At 57.8% G+C, this 16,932-nt stretch carries 13 protein-coding genes and 6 pseudogenes; 7 read left to right on the forward strand and 12 right to left on the reverse strand.

What is annotated here, in order from left to right; all coding sequences use genetic code 11:
• Nucleotides 1–187: 187 nt before the first annotated feature.
• The 5 genes and pseudogenes from BM177_RS18200 to BM177_RS18220 form a co-directional block, all read right to left on the reverse strand.
• Nucleotides 188–535: pseudogene (locus BM177_RS18200) on the reverse strand (IS21 family transposase); the annotation flags it as partial.
• Nucleotides 536–647: 112 nt separating this feature from the next.
• Nucleotides 648–932: pseudogene (locus BM177_RS18205) on the reverse strand (transposase); the annotation flags it as partial.
• A gap of 146 nt (nt 933–1,078) precedes the next feature.
• Nucleotides 1,079–1,984 (reverse strand): 2Fe-2S iron-sulfur cluster-binding protein, encoded by a 906-nt coding sequence (locus BM177_RS18210; RefSeq protein WP_091686521.1) that lies wholly within the window; start codon nt 1,982–1,984, stop codon nt 1,079–1,081.
• Nucleotides 1,985–2,510: 526 nt separating this feature from the next.
• Nucleotides 2,511–4,250 carry a nif-specific transcriptional activator NifA gene (nifA, locus tag BM177_RS18215; protein WP_091686550.1) on the reverse strand — a complete coding sequence of 580 codons (1,740 nt, stop codon included), beginning with the start codon at nt 4,248–4,250 and terminating at the stop codon, nt 2,511–2,513.
• A gap of 247 nt (nt 4,251–4,497) precedes the next feature.
• Nucleotides 4,498–5,687 (reverse strand): IS3 family transposase gene (locus tag BM177_RS18220; protein ID WP_091686524.1). Its coding sequence is split into 2 segments (ribosomal slippage): nt 4,498–5,438 and nt 5,438–5,687, totalling 1,191 coding nucleotides; the frame shifts between segments, so codons are not numbered across the junction.
• A 120-nt stretch (nt 5,688–5,807) separates the two neighbouring features.
• Between BM177_RS18220 and BM177_RS18225 the strand changes: the two genes are divergently transcribed.
• A complete protein-coding gene (locus BM177_RS18225) occupies nt 5,808–6,218 on the forward strand; it encodes a VOC family protein (protein WP_091686553.1) in 411 nt (136 codons plus the stop codon).
• Between the two features lie 321 nt (nt 6,219–6,539).
• Here BM177_RS18225 and BM177_RS18235 read toward each other — a convergent pair whose 3' ends face one another.
• Nucleotides 6,540–7,019 (reverse strand): ferritin-like domain-containing protein, encoded by a 480-nt coding sequence (locus BM177_RS18235; protein WP_091686528.1) that lies wholly within the window; start codon nt 7,017–7,019, stop codon nt 6,540–6,542.
• A 204-nt stretch (nt 7,020–7,223) separates the two neighbouring features.
• Here BM177_RS18235 and BM177_RS18240 point away from each other — a divergent pair.
• Nucleotides 7,224–7,951, forward strand: a pseudogene (locus BM177_RS18240) (IS3 family transposase); the annotation flags it as partial.
• Nucleotides 7,952–7,976: 25 nt separating this feature from the next.
• Here the strand turns inward: BM177_RS18240 and BM177_RS21055 are convergent.
• Nucleotides 7,977–8,180 (reverse strand): annotated as a pseudogene (locus BM177_RS21055) (integrase); the annotation flags it as partial.
• Nucleotides 8,181–8,605: 425 nt separating this feature from the next.
• Between BM177_RS21055 and BM177_RS18250 the strand changes: the two are divergent.
• Nucleotides 8,606–8,935, forward strand: a pseudogene (locus BM177_RS18250) (transposase); the annotation flags it as partial.
• Nucleotides 8,936–9,242: 307 nt separating this feature from the next.
• Here BM177_RS18250 and BM177_RS21220 read toward each other — a convergent pair.
• Nucleotides 9,243–9,518 carry a high-potential iron-sulfur protein gene (locus BM177_RS21220; RefSeq protein WP_425284435.1) on the reverse strand — a complete coding sequence of 92 codons (276 nt, stop codon included), beginning with the start codon at nt 9,516–9,518 and terminating at the stop codon, nt 9,243–9,245.
• 466 nt (nt 9,519–9,984) lie between these two features.
• Here BM177_RS21220 and BM177_RS18260 point away from each other — a divergent pair, with 466 nt between their 5' ends.
• Nucleotides 9,985–11,319, forward strand: coding sequence for a hypothetical protein (locus BM177_RS18260; protein ID WP_091686534.1), 1,335 nt, complete (start codon nt 9,985–9,987; stop codon nt 11,317–11,319).
• A gap of 144 nt (nt 11,320–11,463) precedes the next feature.
• Nucleotides 11,464–11,847 (forward strand): hypothetical protein, encoded by a 384-nt coding sequence (locus BM177_RS19720; protein WP_139223734.1) that lies wholly within the window; start codon nt 11,464–11,466, stop codon nt 11,845–11,847.
• A 596-nt stretch (nt 11,848–12,443) separates the two neighbouring features.
• Here the strand turns inward: BM177_RS19720 and BM177_RS18270 are convergent.
• Nucleotides 12,444–12,655 (reverse strand): annotated as a pseudogene (locus BM177_RS18270) (transposase); the annotation flags it as partial.
• 178 nt (nt 12,656–12,833) lie between these two features.
• Between BM177_RS18270 and rpsU the strand changes: the two are divergent.
• Nucleotides 12,834–13,100 (forward strand): 30S ribosomal protein S21, encoded by a 267-nt coding sequence (gene rpsU / locus BM177_RS18275; RefSeq protein WP_091686540.1) that lies wholly within the window; start codon nt 12,834–12,836, stop codon nt 13,098–13,100.
• A gap of 316 nt (nt 13,101–13,416) precedes the next feature.
• Here the strand turns inward: rpsU and BM177_RS18280 are convergent.
• The 3 genes from BM177_RS18280 to BM177_RS18290 form a co-directional block, all read right to left on the reverse strand.
• Nucleotides 13,417–14,360, reverse strand: a protein-coding gene (locus tag BM177_RS18280) for an IS630 family transposase (protein ID WP_425284436.1) whose coding sequence is annotated in 2 segments (ribosomal slippage) — nt 13,417–14,024 and nt 14,024–14,360 — 945 coding nt in all. Because the reading frame shifts where the segments join, the coding sequence is not laid out codon by codon here.
• A gap of 134 nt (nt 14,361–14,494) precedes the next feature.
• Nucleotides 14,495–15,106: a c-type cytochrome gene (locus tag BM177_RS18285; RefSeq protein ID WP_091686544.1), complete on the reverse strand. Its 612-nt coding sequence runs from the start codon at nt 15,104–15,106 to the stop codon at nt 14,495–14,497.
• Nucleotides 15,107–15,164: 58 nt separating this feature from the next.
• Nucleotides 15,165–15,812 (reverse strand): c-type cytochrome, encoded by a 648-nt coding sequence (locus BM177_RS18290; protein WP_091686555.1) that lies wholly within the window; start codon nt 15,810–15,812, stop codon nt 15,165–15,167.
• A gap of 353 nt (nt 15,813–16,165) precedes the next feature.
• Between BM177_RS18290 and BM177_RS18295 the strand changes: the two genes are divergently transcribed.
• The gene (locus BM177_RS18295) at nt 16,166–16,816 is read left to right on the forward strand and encodes a c-type cytochrome (protein WP_091686547.1); all 651 of its coding nucleotides are present in this window, start codon (nt 16,166–16,168) and stop codon (nt 16,814–16,816) included.
• Nucleotides 16,817–16,932: the final 116 nt, after the last annotated feature.

Consider the following 16,932-nt stretch of genomic DNA (forward strand, 5'->3'; position numbering starts at 1 on the left):
GGTCTTGCGCAGAGCGTCGTAGCGTTCAACGTTCGCCTGCGGCTCGGTGGTCAAGGTCAAAGCCTGCGGCGCCTTTATTGGAGGCGTATCCATGGGCTTTCCGTCGACCAGCCTATGGAGCAGGTTCAGAATATGCGTCTTGGTTGGCGCGCCAGCCTTCAGCGCTAGTTCGACAGCCGTGAGCACGGCTTGCTCGTCGTGCCAGTTGCCGCGCGGCCTTCCAGTCACGCGTAAAGGCCGCCACGCGATTGTAGGAGCCGCCATAGCCCAGCGCCGCCAGATCGGCGTGCAACTGCTTGATCGTGCGCTTCTGCTTGCGCGACTTCCCTGCCTCTTGTCGCAGCATATGCGACAGCTTGTCGGCGTAGGGGTCAAGCCCGCTCGGCCGGTCAGGAAGATGAAACTTGGGCTCGATGCTGTCAGAGCGCAGGTGCTTGCGCACCGTGTTCCGCGACAGACCCGTGCGCCGCGATATCTCCCGGATCGAGAAATGGTCTCGATAATGCCAGCGCCAGATGACGCTCAATAACTCCATGTCGATCACTCCGTTGCCCCCCGGCCAGGCCAAAGGGGTAAGGTTCGAACATGGGTCAGTTCTCGGCGGAAAAACCCGGGCTGCCCGGGTCAGTTCTCAGTGGAAATCAACAGATCAGATATTCAAAGTCGGGATCATCCGACATCGCCGCGAAGATGCGCTGCCAGACGCCCTTGTGGCTCCAGCGGCTGAAGCGGCGAAAGACGCTGTTCCACTCGCCAAACGCCTCGGGCAGATCGCGCCAGGGCGAGCCCGTCCGCACGATCCACAGCACCGCTTCCACGAACATCCGGTTGTCGCGGCCAGATGATCCGCGCGTCCGATCGTCACCGATGATGTGGCGCGACATCCGCTCCCACTGATCATCCCGGAGAATAAGACGGTCGAGAACACTCATGACTGCCTTCCAAAAGACAGCCTTGAATCACAACCAGGCGCTCTTGGGAATCCCAAGAGTCCACGCTTCCTAGCTTCGGCGTGATTTTCAATGAAAAACTCCGCAGAGAAGATGCCAAGCTTGAGCCGCTTGCCAAAGAACCAGTGTCAGGCGTGGTCCGCCGCGGCGTTTTTGGCCGCCCATTCCTCGCGGGTGATCCAGGCTTCAAGAATTTTGACGTGATCGGCCTCTTCCTTGACAAACTCCTTGGCCATCTCTTCGATTTCGGGCAATTTCGTCGTGGCGACGACCGCGCGATAAAACTCATAGCCCCGGGTTTCGCCCTGAAGCGCCGCCTTCAGCCCATCGAGCCGCGATAGGGTCGGATCGGCGGCCCAAATTTCCGTGCGCTCTGGAGTCGCGTGATTGGGCCATATGTAATCCGGGGGAATAACTTTCGAAAGGTCAATGTCGCCGGCGCGGGCTTTTGCTTCCTTCAAATGCAGCCGCGAGAAACTGGCGAGCTGACGGAACAATCGCGCGACTTCCTGATTGCCGCAGGCTTCCATCGCGGTCCCAAGCTCATCGAAATGAATGGCGGCGTCTTCCTCCACCTTCACGGCGTAGCCGAGGAATTCGTCGACGGAACCGATTTCCATTCCCCCGGTGAAGCGCTTTGCGGCGTGTGTAATGTGCGGTCCCTGCGCCGGCAACGTCTGGTCGCCTTCAAAACTTACGACGATGTCTTCGTTGCGGACGAAACACTGACAGGCGAGCCGGTAACGCGGCGGCATGTCGTTCACTTCGGCATTTTCGATTTCGGCCTTTGTGATCGTGCCAAGTTGCCGAAGCAGTTCTTTTTCCCGGTCCGTTAACGCGATCCCGTATTTTACGCGGGGGCTGAGGTGCTTCACCTCCACAAGACAGGAGCCGCATTCGCCGTCCTGGCAGTCGAATGGAATGGGAATCTTATGCGCTTTGGCGACGGCCAAAATCGTTCCGCGATCTCCTGCAATTGCGTAGACCGTGATGTCCCGCGCGAGCACCGGGGATGAGAAAGTTACGTTGGCCATCCCGTTTCTCCTGTTAATCTGACTGTTTACAATTGCTGGAGCTGATTGCTCCACCCCGCCTCAGCAACATGCGTGCCGCCTATTTTAGGCTATGAAAACAATAAACTAGAGTGAAGACAGGATATCCTACAATCCGCCGGAATGTTTTCATCCAATGTTTGGAGTGAACTCCGACACCCGGGCGTCGCAACTCGCGCAATCATCGGCGCAGGTGGCGCGATCGAAGGAGAATAAACGAGACTGTGGCCGCGGGCGCTGTTTTTTAGAGCGCAACTGTCGCGGCACGTTCTCGGTTCGCTACGACACGCATGACGTCCCCAGCCATGAGGAAGTTTTCACAAGTTATTATATTTCGTGGACTTCGAAGTTGTAGAAGAGACCCGATCGACCGCATGAGATAGGAAAACGATACGAGCAAGCCGTTGGGAGACATCTGCCGCATTGGGATAGGGTCATCAGCAAGCGCGACATCGTTGCTCTCTTCCACAGTCAGGGTTCGCTCAATTCCTCGTCAAAAGACATTCAGCTAGAAGCGCTTGATCGGAATATTGTGTTTGCGAAGCGCATAGCCGATTTGACGCGTTGTAATATTGAGAATGCGCGCGGCCTTAGCTTGGACCCAGCCCGCCTTTTCCATGGCGTCAAGCAAATTATCTCTGTCCGTCGTGTTTTCCAGCCCGGAGCGCAAATGCGGACGGATGGCCTGATGCTCGCCCGTTTTGGCTCTTGGGCGCTCTTCCTCTTCACCCGCTTTCGGCGCGACCTGAGGCCGGTTGCGAGGAGCGCTGATTGGATCTACCGGTGCCGAACCTTTCCAGAGCGTCGACGACAGACATTCGCCATGGCGGCAAGCGAAGTCGTTGGCGACAATCTTGTCGCCCTTAGCCAAGGTCGCCGTCCGGCGCACACAATTTTCCAGCTCTCGAACATTGCCGGGAAAATAGCAGCCCTGCAAGATCCCATCGGCGGATGGGGTCAAGGAATGATCCGTCCCGTGCTCCTCATTGAAGCGGAGGAGAAATTCATTGGCGAGAAGAACGACGTCGTCCGGCCGGTCCCGCAGCGGCGGCAGCGAAATCGACACAACGTTGATGCGGTAATAAAGATCGGCGCGGAACTCGCCTTTCGAAACCGCCTGCTCCAAATTCTTGTTCGTGGCGGCGACCAGCCGGACGTCGACCTTCAAGGTCCGCATGCCGCCGACGCGCTCAAATTCGCCCTCCTGAAGCACGCGCAGCAGCTTGGCCTGAAAGGAGGGCGAGATCTCACCGATTTCGTCGAGAAACAGCGTCCCGCGGTCCGCCAGTTCAAAGCGGCCCTTGCGCAGCGCCAGCGCGCCGGTGAAGGCCCCCTTTTCATGGCCGAACAGTTCGGATTCCAGCACGGATTCCGGCAGAGCGGCGCAGTTCAGCTTGATGAACGGGCCTTTCTTCCGGGACGACAAGTCATGGGTAGCGCGGGCGAACAGCTCCTTGCCGGTTCCCGATTCGCCGCGAAGCAGAACCGTGGAGTTCGTGCGGGCGACGATGCCGATCTTGTCCAGCACCGAGCGGATCGACTGGCTTTCGCCAAGAATGCCTCGCGCCTTGGGCTCGCGCGCCGCCGGATTGGTTTCCGAGAGCTCCTTGGCAAGACGATGCTGTTCGGTCATCAGCCGTTCGCGGTCGCGCGCGACGACCCGATGCAGCCGCAGGGTCTGCCCGACCAGATTGGCGACCATCACCAGAAACCGCACGTCTTCGTCGATGCGGAAATCGGCGCCGCCGTCCCAGAGCCGATCGATCGTGATCGTGCCCACAACGCGATCGCTTTCCTTGATCGGGACGCCGACGAAACAGATTCGCGTTGGAACGGAGTTCGATTGCGGCTCGATCCATTCGGCGAACAATGGGCTTGTGGCCGTGTCCTCGACAACGACGGGCATTTTCGTCGTGACGATCTGACCGATCGCCCGTTCCGGAATGTTTTCGAACTGAACTTTTGCGGCCTCCACGCTCCCGGCGGAGCCAACGACAAGCTCAGCCGCCCCCAGATCGTCCAAAAGCGCGATGGCGCCGTGGCGCATCGCCAGAAAGCTCGACAACACGTTCAGGACATTGCCGAGCGTCGTCTCAAGGCGCGCAGGGGAGGCGAGAATTTTCGAGATTTCATAGACGCCATGCAGCGAGATCTCAACGAAATCTCCAAACCTTTGCTGACGATTGGTTTGACGTTCCTCCTCGCGCACGTAATCGTCAGCGTCTTTCGATGGAAGGGATAAAGTCATCGCGTTATCCTTCGCTTTTAAATGGTCGAGGGAAATGCTGGGCGTCAGATTAAGCATCTGAACGAACAGCTTAAGTGCTAGCTTGCGACAGCTAAACGGCGATGCAAGGCGCACTTTACGGCATTTGCACAGAACTCAGGCAAGGAAGCCGGAGCTTTTAATGCAACAAGCCAAAGATCGGCCCTGGACGATGGCGCTGCGCCAACGCGCGGAGCATGCGCAGGTCCCGTGACGTTGCCCCCAAGTTTTATCCACCCGTGAGTTCGCTTTGGCGGTTGCAATTGCCCATTTGGGCGGTGTCAGCGGCGGGAGCTGGCGCGGAGCCTTCGGCGGAGCGCAGCGCCAGATCCCGCCGCTGGTGGAAGGTCGAGGCAAAGGCGGAAGGCGTTTGCCAGCCGATTTTCGAGTGTGGACGCGATCCGTTATAGTCCGCCCTCCACATGGCCAGGGCGATCCGGGCCCTCGCCAGGGTGGAGAACAAGGTCTCGTTCAAAAGCTCGTCGCGCAATCGGCCATTGAAGGACTCAATGAATGCATTCTGCATCGGCTTGCCGGGCGCGATATAATGCCATTCGACCTTGGTCTTGTCGGCCCATGCCAGGATGGCGTTGCTGGTGAACTCGCTGCCGTTGTCGCTGACAATCATCCTGGGCTTGCCGCGTTCAGCAATGAGCCGGTCGAGTTCTCGCGCTACCCGGATCCCCGAGAGCGATGTGTCCGCGACCAGCGCCAGGCACTCCCGCGTGCAGTCGTCGACGATGGCGAGGATGCGGAAGCGGCGGCCGTCGGTGAGTTGATCGGAGACGAAGTCGAGGCTCCAGCGATCGTTCGGATGCATCGGGATTGTCATGGGCCTTCGCGTCCCCATCGCCCGCTTCCGTCCGCCGCGGCGCCGCATGGTGAGCCGCTCCTCGCGGTAGAGGCGAAACAGCCGCTTGTGATTGATCACGAAGCCCTCCCGTTTCAGCAGCACATGGAGGCGGCGATAGCCGAACCGCCGGCGCTCGTGCGCGATCGTCTTCATGCGTTCGCGCAGGGCGACGTCATCGGCCCGCGTCGTCTGGTATCTCATCGTCATTCGGCAAGAGCCAATGGTTTTACACGCCCGCCGTTCGCTCATTCCGTGAAGGCTCATGAGATGCGCGACAGCTTTCCGCTCTGCAGCGGGCGTCACCACTTCTTTCCCAGCAAATCCTTCAGGGCCACGTTGTCGAGCATCGCGTCGGCCAGCATGCGCTTGAGCTTTGCGTTCTCATCCTCCAGCGCTTTCAGCCGCTTGGCTTCGGACACGTCCATCCCGCCGAACTTCGCTTTCCATTTGTAAATGCTGGCGTCGCTGACCCCGTGCTTGCGGCACAAATCGGCGACCGAAACCCCAGCCTCGTGCTCCTTCAAAATCCCTATGATCTGTTCTTCCGAAAAGCGACTGCGCTTCATGCTCTGGTCCTCTGATTGGGCCAAAGCGAACTTCAAACTGGATTATGCCCAAGGGGCAATGTCACCCGGGCAATGGGGGCCGAGCGTCGCCGAGGGAATATCGGTCAGAACGAGGGTTGGATGAATCTAAATGTCTACGTCAGATTCGATGGACGATGCGAAACGGCGTTTAACTTCTACGCGCCAATCCTTCGCGGCAAGATCGTCATGATGGTCCCTTACGCCGAGACGCCCGAGGCGGCGCAGGTCCCAAAGGAATGGCAGGGCAAAATCATGCACGCCCGTCTGGAATTGGGGGAACGGGCTTTGATGGCCTCGGACGTTCCTCCCCAACGTTTCGAGCCGCCAAAGGGCTTCCATGTGCAGATCGCCGTCAAAAATCCCGTTGAGGCGGAGGAAATTTTCAATGCCCTCGCGGCCGGCGGAATCGTGACGAAGCCCATCCAGGAGACGTTCTGGGCTGCTAAATTCGGTACGCTTGTTGATCAGTTTGGGCTGCCCTGGATGATCAATTGCGACAGGCCAGTTTGACTTACGCCGCTGCTCGAGACTGCATTTTAAGATTTAGCGCGCAAATTGGCGCCGATGAGTTGGCCCCCGAATTCGCCCTGGAAGGAACGCGGGGAACGGCAAAGTGTGCGACTCCATGATCGCTGACGTCGCCGAGATCGTCGCGACGATGATTTGGGTCGGTCGGGTCTCGTCAACGACCGACTTGAGTCTGGCTGTTTGGTTGAACGACGCGCCAAAGGCGCCTTGTGAGCAAGTCTTTACATCGTCGACGACCTGCACTGCGCCCGTCATACCAGGTCGCAGCTTTCTGCGACAGCCGTAAAGACGAGCGGCTATGCCTCAGCGATCCACCGGCAACGCTTGTCCGGCTCGATGCGCGGCGAGCCATTTTTGGAGTTCAGCCACATGGCCGCTCTCCTCGGCAACAAATTCCTTAGCAAGCGCCTTGATCTCAGGATCGTCGGTCGCCTCGAGAATGTGCTTGTAATATTCAAAACCCGCTGTTTCCGCGTCGAGCGCAATCTCAAGCGCCTGCTCACGGCCAATGAGGGGATCAGCGGCCCAAATCGCTGCTGTCTCAGGACTTTCCAGCCCAGGCCAAACGAATTCGTCGATCTTTATAACAGGAATCTCTCGAAATCCGGAGCGGGCTTGCGCGTCAGCGAGGTGGAGTCTCGAATAATCCGATAAGCGGCGAAATAACTTTCCCACTTCGCGATTGCCGCATGACTCCATCGCATCGGCCAATTGCCCAAAGCGGGTCGCCGCCTCTCTTTCGAGATGGATTGAGTAAGCGAGAAATTCTTCGACGGTTTGCATCTTTGAACTTCTTGCCGCCAACTTGACAATAGAAACAGACGTCAGTTTATAGCTACTTCTATATGTCTGATCAAGTCTCCTAACCCCATTGGTAATTTACCTCCGGCGCGAGGGCAACGTCGTCGCGATGGTCGCGATGGCATCAACGCTTCGCCGGCACAGAGTTTAGCGGACGTCGGAGTCGCCATGAAACACGGCGCGTAGGTGACGCCTCTGATCCGCGAGCGCGGCGTCAGCGTCGGGCAGACGTCGCGGGACATCGACGTTCACGAGAACGTTTTGCGCAAATGGGTGAAGGAGTTCGGCTCCGATCCGAAACAGGCTTTCCCCGGCCGTGGGCAACAGAAACCTGAGCAGGTCGAAATCGACCGTCTGCGACGCGAAGTCGCGAAGCTCAAGGCGGAGCGCGACATCCTAAAAAAGGCCGCTGCCTACTTCGCGAGGGAGTCGACATGAAGTTCAGCTTTATCGCGAAGCACCGTTCTGTCTGGCCGGTGGCATGGCTCTGCAAAGCGCTCGGGGTCTCGAGATCTGGGTTCCATGCCTGGCTGCATCGCGGACCGAGCGCCCGGACGGTCGCCGACGAACAGCTGACGGCGAAAGTCCGGGCGAGCTTCATCGGCAGCGCCCGTACCTATGGCGCCCGAAGAGTCTGGCGGGATCTGCTTGCCGAGGGCGCATCCTGTGGCCTGCACAAGGTCGAGCGGCTGATGCGGACCAACGCGCTTCGGGCGCGACCGCGCCGCCGCGGCCTGCCGAAGGACGAGGGAGAACGCGCACCGATCGTAGCGCCCAATGTCCTCGACCGGCAGTTCGTAACGGATCAGCCGAACCGCAAATGGATCGCCGACTTCACATATGTCTGGACGGCCGAAGGTTGGCTCTACGTGGCGGCTGTCATCGATCTGTTCTCGCGAAGAGTCGTCGGCTGGTGGGATATTCATTGATGTGAGTGTTGACTTTGACGACGTCGCATCCTCGGAGCTTACTATCGATCGCGAAATCAAACATCGCGCGGTCCCGAAGCCGGCGCTCTCGATCCAGCCAGAACCTGATGGCCCAGACCCGCTGTGGCTTCAGCGCGCGTTTGCCGCCAAGCTTCCGGCCCGCATTCCATGGGCGCCGCTCGTTGGTGCCCGGGTCATATTCCGAGTGTCCCATTGCCTTTCTCCTTTCGGCCATCCTCGGCCAAAAGGAAAGACTGGGCGCCATCAACTTCGATGCCAGGGGGCTTGGGGTGGTTTCCCGCCAGTCCGTTCATCAGCGCGTAATTTGGAAAGCGGTCATTCTGTCTATGGGGTGGGCGGGCCGAGAACGGTATGGCGGCTTTGGACGAGCAGGACGGCGAAGCGGCCATTCGCCCCGTTATTTCCATCGGCAACATTCGACCCCACCTCGTCGCTCCAAGGCCAGCTGGACGCCTCCAAAAACCCCTAGCCCGAATCGGCATTGAGTTGATTCACTTGGTGATGTCGCGGAGGGAGTGTGGACATGGCGCAGGGAACGCCTGGATTTTTTGATGTCGATGAGCGCCTGGCGGAGTTGTCGGCCAAAGGCAACGATCTGGAGCGCGCGAAGGCGCTGGAGCCAATACGGCGAGCGAGGTCTACGCGGATACGGTCTATCGCTCCGCGAGGAACGAGGCGATGCTGTCGCGGCGCGGCTTCGTCTCGCGTATCCATCGCAAGAAGGCCAAGGGTAGGCCGATGCCGGAGCGAACGCGCCTCGCCAATGCCCAGAAGTCAAAAGTGCGCAGCGCCGTAGAGCATGTGTTCGCGCATCAGAAGGGGCTCATGGGCCTATTCGTGCGAACCATCGGCCTGGCGCGGGCGCGTCTCAAGATCGGCCTCGCCAATCTCGCCTACAACATACGCGGCTTCGTCTGGCTGCAAAACCGAGGGGCGCTGGCCAGATAGAGGAGCGCTGGCCTGAAGAAAATAGGCGGCCCCAGCGGCGTCGAACGGCGCCCAAAAAGCCCCAGAACCAAGACTTGGGCTGTGCCAGATCGGAAACCGCGAATCTCCTCAAATGGAAAAGCGGTTATTGGAGGCGTCCAACTGGATAAGCCGGGAGCCACCAAACCAGAGCGAATAATGGCGCCAGGTCGACCTGGAAAACCGGCACAGCCAAGATGACGCGCCGCGACCTGAATGGCAGAGACAAGGCAGGTTAGCTTGGCCTTCGAGCAAGGCGCGCCCGGTTTTGGCCATCTATTGATTTCGCTTAACCAGCCTTGGACCAAATCCGGCACCAGCCGTTAGGGCTGACCACGCCATCGACTTGCTTGCAGCTGTTCGGCGCGACAAATATGCGGCAATTCGCGCAGTTCTGATTGCCTTTGGGAGAACCCTGATACCCCACCGATTGTTGCGAAGCCTTGGCCTCTGCTCTTGACGTCATGCCAATAATCGAAAGGGCGCTCACTGCGACGCCCGCGACGTGCAGGAAGGCGCGGCGCGACGTTTCAGGTCCGTTTCCATTTTCATGCGGCATAGGCATTCCTCTTGTTGACGCCCTAGAAAATTAGGCGCGTCCGATGCGGGATAACACAAACTGCAAAGCAGCAAGAAAGGGATTCGGGTCGAATCACTCAATACACGTATTGTTGAAACTGTACGAGCCGAACAAAAATAGAAATCATTGAATGCATTTATATTGGAATTATTCCAGCCGGAAAGAGCCAGCGTCGTCCATAGCCTCTTTATCGGAAAGCTCACGAGGCCATCCTGCCGTGTTACATTTGTGCTGCACTGCCGCGATTTCGTAAGCGCAATCGTCTATTCCCTTGCTGTTCGTCATTCATAATATGTAGTTTCCCTTAAGTTGGAAACTCGATTTTTTTATCCAACGGAAAACTGCGTCCTCAGACCCCTATGTTCCGTCCCGCACCGAAGGAGGCCAAATGATAAACCCCGATCGCGTTCGAAAAGATGCGCAAGGGCGGCGCCGCGCGGGCATTTTTGCCATGTTCACGGCTTTCTTGACGGCATTCGGCGCGTTCATAATCGCACCGACCCCAGCCTCCGCGATTCCGAGTTTCGCCCGCCAGACAGGTCAGCCGTGCTCTACATGTCATACGGCCTTTCCGCAGCTGACGCCGTTCGGCCGCCGGTTCAAGCTCGGCGGTTATACGATGGGCGGCGGCATGACGTTGGAGCAGGCGCCCCCCATCAGCGCGATGGTCATCCCGACATTTTCTCACACTCAGCTGAATCAAGATGCGCCTCCGACGCCGCAGACGCACACGAACAACAATGTGATCCTGCAACAATTCAGCCTGCTCTACGGCGGTCAGATTTACGGGAATATCGGGGCGTTCATTCAGGGAACCTATGACGGCGCCTCGCAATACATGTTTCTCGATTCGAGCGACGTCCGTTATGCCGACACGACGAAGTTGATGAATTTCGATGTTCTATATGGTGTCTCGGTCAACAACAATCCCAGCGTTCAGGACGTCTGGAACACCACCCCGAACTGGGGTTTCCCTTTCATCTCGTCAACCGTGGCGCCTCAGTTTTCGCCGCCTGGCACGCTCATCGAGGGTGGACTGGGAACAAGGGTTATCGGGACTGGAATCTACACCTTCATCAATGACATGCTGTATCTTGACGTCTCGGCCTACCAGAACCTGTCGACGCAGACCTTGAAGACGCTGGGATTGCCGCCGGGCGACATTGCCTCTAGTCCTTCAATCGATGGTGTGGCGCCCTACTGGCGCGCCGCGTTCGAATACAATGTCGGCGAACATTCCTTTGAGGTCGGCACGTTCGGCATGTACGCCAATACGCTGCCTAATCGTGTCGCTGGCTTCGGGTTTGACAGTTTCACGGATGTCGCGTTCGACGCGCAATATCAATATATTGGCGACCCTCATAACCTGACTCTCAGGGTGACGAATATCCATGAATATCAGCAGCTCAATTCGACCTTTCTTCAGGGCGGATCGTCGGGGATATATAATACGCTCAACAGCTTCAAGGCTTCGGCGGAATATGTCTACGATCATACCTACAGTTTCACGGCCGGATATTTCAGCGTCTACGGTTCATCCGATTTCGGGCTTTACAGCCTGAATTCATACCGCAATTCGCCGAACGGCAAGGGCCTCGTTTTCGACCTCGCCTACCTGCCGTTCAGCAAGGGCGGCCCGGCTTTTTATCCTTGGCTCAACGCCCGACTCGGCGTTTCCTACACAAGCTATCTGAAGCTGTTCGGCGGCGAGAACAATTTCGATGGGCTCCAGCACAATGCTTCGGACAACAACACGCTGTTGCTCTACGCCTGGATTGCGTTCTGATCTAGGTCCAGCGCATTCCGCCGAGCGCCCGGGCCTTTCCGGCGGCGGAAAAAAGTCGGACGGAGCCATTGCAGGAAGGCGATCGAGGCGCAGCCGACCTTCGGTCAGATCAAGCCATGAGAGACGGCGTGGACGCGGACTGGATTGCATGAAGCATTTGTGGCGATCGATAAACCGCCGGCGGGAGAGCCAGTTGGCGGCGCGCGAATGAAAAAGAATATCAGCGCAACCAGACTTGGCGCTCCACCGCGTGTACCGTTTGGAAGAGGCCGTTTCTCTCAATTCACAGGCGCGGGCTTAGGGTTTCGCTGGAGCCTAGAAACGGCTGTGTCGATCGGAAATCTGCACGACGAACGGTCGCTCGAAGCCTCCCGCAAAATGACCGGGTCGGGCCGATTTCGGAAGGGCAGCTTCTCAACAAAATCAAAGAAAACCGACGGTGGAGTGGCCAAGCAAAGTATTCCGTTATTGGCCGTTTGGTGCGACGCTTCGGCAGTTCTCATGGCCGAGAACGTCGTCATAGTCTGAGAATGACGTCGACGGGCGCAAGGGACTATTCTTCGTCTTCACGAATAGCGGCGTTGCCCCGGTGACTCGCGTCGCTTTCCATCGCCAAAGATTGACCTACAGAAACGTCCCGACGCCGGGTGTAAGCGAGGGGCATTTTGCAGAGCTGCAATCCGGATGGCGCGCATTCAGTCGTCTATCCCTCCTCGGGCGGACCGTAGGGCCGCGATTGAGAAAATGACCCGGCGCGGCTTTCGCGCTGGGTCACTCTTTGGCGTCATCGACTCAAATCAAGGCTGCTGAGTGCAACCGATGCTCGGGTCGTTTCCGCCGTGACTGGCGCAAAGCTGATCTCCTGACCCGTTACCACATTGGCAACTGCCGTCGTTACAATGTGCGTAATTTTGGGGTGACGGGTGGACGCATTGCGCCAGTTGATGGTTGCGCGCGTCCGTTTCATTGCGCGGCGCATCGACGCCGACGTTGAGACACCATTGGAAATGCGCGTTGAAATTATTTTGCCAGCGCCCGCCGCCGAATCCGCAATGGTGCTGAACATTCTGCGCGTTCGCGTCGACAGCCGTCTGCGCATATTGGCGGCAAACCGGATATTCAGCCGACAGGGCCATCACGGCCTGCAGATGCGCGACGCCTTCGCGCTTGGCGGCGGGCCCTACCATTTTTTTGAAAGAAGCTCACGGAGCGCGGCCGCATCCAGCATCTGCTCAGCCAGCAGCTTCTTCAGCTTCGCGTTCTCGTCCTCGAGTAGCTTCAGCCGTTTGGCCTCCGAGACGTCCATGCCGGCGTACTTGGCCTTCCAGTTGTAGAAGCGAACAAGAAGAAGACAACACAGGCGACCCGCCCCCATTGACAAATTGCACCGAAACTGGGAGGCGAAACGTGCTATGCCAGCGCTGACTCAAGGGGGCAGAGCTTGGCGACCTTGGGCTGGCGTGACGGCTTCATGTGCCGCACCTACGGTTGGCCAGAGTCAGATTGGAGATATTTTGCTCGTTACAGTCCGCGACAATAACATCGACCAGGCGTTGAAATTCCTGAAAAAAAAAATGCAGCGCGAGGGAATATTCCGAGAGATGAAGCTCCGGTCCGCCTATGAAAAGCCGTCTGAAAGAAAAGTGCGGGAGAAAGCGGAAGCTATTCGCCGCGCTCGCAAGGTCGCCCGCAAGACTGCTATTCGGGAGGGTTTGATTGCCGCCCCCAAACCGAAAACACCAGCACCTGGCCAACGCAAGCCAGCTTTTGCTCAGCGATAGACGGCTTGACGTCGAGACAGGGCGAGTCAGTGAAACTCGAAGAAAAGGCGGACAGGCGCGGTTATCCGCTGCCGTCGCTCATGATTGTCGAAGGCCCTCGCCGACGTAAGGTCTGCTTTCGATAAGCGAGCCAATGCGGTCGAGTGACCAAGATGAGTGCTCTGAAGTCGGCGCCCCAACTTCGTGAACGTCTGATCGGAGAACCGGAAGCTGGTCCTGGAACGGCTAGGTCGGATCGGGTTCAGTTAGTCCGTTCTCGGGCTCGATTGGGTAAGCAGCCATTCTGTCTATGGCGCAGTGCTAGAGCGGGATGTTTTTAGGCAGAAACATAGCCGGAATTTCTGAGGTAGTTCAGGCATTCGTCTGGTTTGAACAGATCTAGGAGCTTTCCGGCTTTTCGCCATGTCGCTTCGACGGTTCGCTTTTGGGCGTTTCGCATCAGGTGTTTGAGCTTTGCGATGACTTGTTCGATCGGGTTGAGATCAGGGCTGTAGGGCGGGAGAAACAGGAGATGCGCTCCTTTTTCCCTTATCGCCTTTCGGGCCGCGGCGCCTTTGTGGCTGCCGAGATTGTCGAGGATGACGACGTCGCCCTTGTTCAAGGCAGGGGCGAGCTGGCGCGGGACATAGGCGGAAAAGAGCGTCCCATTGATTGGGCCGTCGATGACGAAGGGGGCGTCGATCCGGTCATGCCGCAGGGCGGCGATGAAGGTCATGGTCTTCCAGTGGCCATAGGGCGCTTTCGCCTCGAGGCGCTCGCCCTTCGGTCCCCAGCCGCGCAAGGGCGTCATGTTGGTCTTGATCCAGGTCTCGTCGATGAAGACGAGGCGCGACGGATCAATTTTGCCTCGTTGTGCATTCCAGCGCTTGCGCTTGCGGGCGATGTCCGGACGCGCCTGCTCGGCCGGCAGCACGGTTTTTTTTTAAAGCTCATGCCTTCGGCGTGGAGTAATGTCCAAACCGCCCGGGGATCGGTCTTGATCCCGCGTTCGGCCAATTCGGCCGTGAGTTTGCGCAGCGTGAAGGGGCCGGAACGGATGCGGTCCCGCAGCCAATCGGCGGTCGCCCCCGAAAGCGCGCGCCGCTTGTGGCCGTTCATCTTGCCCGGCGCAAGGGTTCCTGTCTCCCGCTGAAGCTTCTTCCATTTCGAGACCCAGGATGGGCTGATCCGCAGCGCCGCCGCAATCGAACGCGTTGTCTCGCCCCTATCCGCCCGCGCCAAAGCCCGCTCACGAAGATCTTCCGAGTATGGTCTGGTCATTCATGCTGGCCTCCCAGTCCAGCATGGATCTTGAATCAGAAAGCCGCCGATTCGGGAATCCCGATTCTGTCAAAAAACAACCTGCTCTAAAGCTGGGTAATCGCACGAATCAGGCCGCTACTTCGATGACGGGATCATTCCAGGGACTCGTACCCGATAAAGCTCAGGTATGAGGCGAGGGCGTCAATTTGGTTGGGCGACAATCGGCCCGCAATTTGCGGCATAGGCGCAGCTGCCGCGTGAAACCCTTCGCCCCATTGCTCGAGGCGCCTTTTCAAATAGGGATAGGATAGCCCGCCCAAACGCGGGATTCCCCTGACTCCTTCGGCATTTGGGCCATGACACACGACGCAAGCCGAGACATCGGAATCTGCAATCCCTTCATCATATATCGCTCGACCTGCGGCGGCGAGTTCTGGATCTCCGTCATTGGCCGGCACCGGAGGCAGCGCTGAAAAATAAGCTGATAAGTCGTGCGCCGCCTGGGGACTGAGGTGCGCCGTGGCGGGCCACATATACTGCTGTGAAAGCGGATTATCGCGAAGGTGTTCGCTGAAGCTTAGAAGCTGATTCTGAATATATTGATCTCTTTGCCCAGCCAGTCGTGGCGCGGTTGAAAGTCCTTGCGCCGACGATCCATGACACCAGGTGCAATTCCGAATGGCGAGAGATTCCTCGGCCTGCAACGGACCTCCTGCCAGGAAAGCAATGACGAGGATCGCCATTTTTGATGTGTTCAAATTCATGATCCGAGTTCTCGCGTTGAATCCACGGCGAGAAACGCGCCAGATGAATCGATCGGATTCACTTTAGATAACTCACGTAAGCCGCAAGCGCTGAAATCTGCGCTTGGGTCAAATTGTGCGTCGTTGGCACCATGATCGCGGAGGTGTCTTTCAGCGAACCTTGTCCGCGCTCTCTGCTCCAATTCGTCAAAGACTTTACTGTGTACCAATAGAGTTGACCGGCCAACCGGGGAATTTCAGCTTTGCCTTTTGCGTCCGGACCATGGCAAGCGGAGCAGGCGGGAACATTCGATTCGGGCAATCCCTGCTCGAAAATGGTCTTTCCCAACGCCAGCGAATCTCTGGGTGCGCCTCCGTAAGGATTAGGGTTCAAGTCTCTCAGATTTGCGGCCAAGGCCGCCACCATCGACGGGGTCAGTCCGTGGGCGACGTTAGACATGACGGGGTTCGTTCGGCTGCGCCTGATAAAGGCCTGCAACTGATTTTCGAGATATTCGGGCTGCTGCCCGGCGAGCCGCGGCATGGGATAATATCCACGGTAACCCTCCCCCGACAGCCCGTGGCAGGTTTTGCAATATTCTAACTTGCCCTGGAGCCCTTGCTGCGCCTGCTGTGACATGTCGGCGGCGTCGGCGCGGCCAGTCGCCGCGAAACAAACCGCAAGCAGCGCTGTTTGGAATGCTAATCGAAGACTAGTTACCTTCATGATGCGCGCCCTTGCTTTAGCGTCATTGGCCAATTGCCGCTCTGCCCACATTGTCGCCACATCGAGCGGCTGGCGTAATTTAGTTGAAGGCAAATGACAGAAGCTGCGACTATAATATTATCAAATCATCGATCGCATTCCGTTCGCTGCTGTCCACTGGGATACTGCTTGCCGGAGGGAGAAAGAATTCGCAGAACGAGCCCGGTTTCCCAGCATAGCCGTTCTCAGCTACGATTGAAAAGCTAATCTGAGGCGTCGCCCCGAAAAGGAAGATCCGCCTTTGACGAACGTCACAAACCAGCGCTTGCTGTCATAATAATTTGCGCGGCTGAGATCAAATCTGAGGCTGAATCATGCGAATCATTTGCTTAAAAGCGCTGTCGGGCGCTGCAATCCTTTCAATAGCCTTCTCGGCGCTCGGTCACGCGGAAGACAACAGTACCGGCGGCGTTTCGAAGCAAGAGTTCCAAGCCAAATTTGATTATTGCCGAACGTGTCATGGAGTGTCGGGGCAAGGATTTCGTGGCGCTTATCCCATGCCGCGGCTCGCAGGGCAGCAGCCCGAATATATCGAAAATCAGTTGCGAGCCTTTGTCGAACGCCGGCGGACAAATCCCGTCATGTTCAACGTGGCTCACGTTTTGAGCCCGCAGATGGTTGCAGGCTTGGCCGAGCATTTCAGGGATCTCAATCCCAAGCCATTAGGCGGGGCTCCGAAGGAGCAGCTTGCAGCCGGAAAAATGATTTACCACGAAGGAATACCTAGCTCAGATGTGCCCGCGTGCGCCTCCTGTCACGGCCCGGACGCTAAAGGCAACGGCGCTTTTCCGCGGCTCGCCGGTCAGCTCAATGATTATGTCATCAGTAAACTGACGAACTGGACCAAAGAGCGGGGCCGGGATCCTAAAAACCCGGACACGTCGGCTATTATGGAGCCGATTACGCACAAGCTGTCGGAGTCGCAGATTGCGGCTATCGCCGCTTATCTCAGTTATTTGGAGTGATCCATGCGTAGATCCCAATCGTGTCCGTCGTCAGATGATTTGAGACAGTTTCAGGTTATTCGGAACGGAGGTTCTGGCTCATCGACATTAAAGGTTAAGCGGCCTGCAGTTGGTGC

Source organism: Methylocapsa palsarum, assembly GCF_900114285.1.
Taxonomy (GTDB): Bacteria; Pseudomonadota; Alphaproteobacteria; order Rhizobiales; family Beijerinckiaceae; genus Methylocapsa; species Methylocapsa palsarum.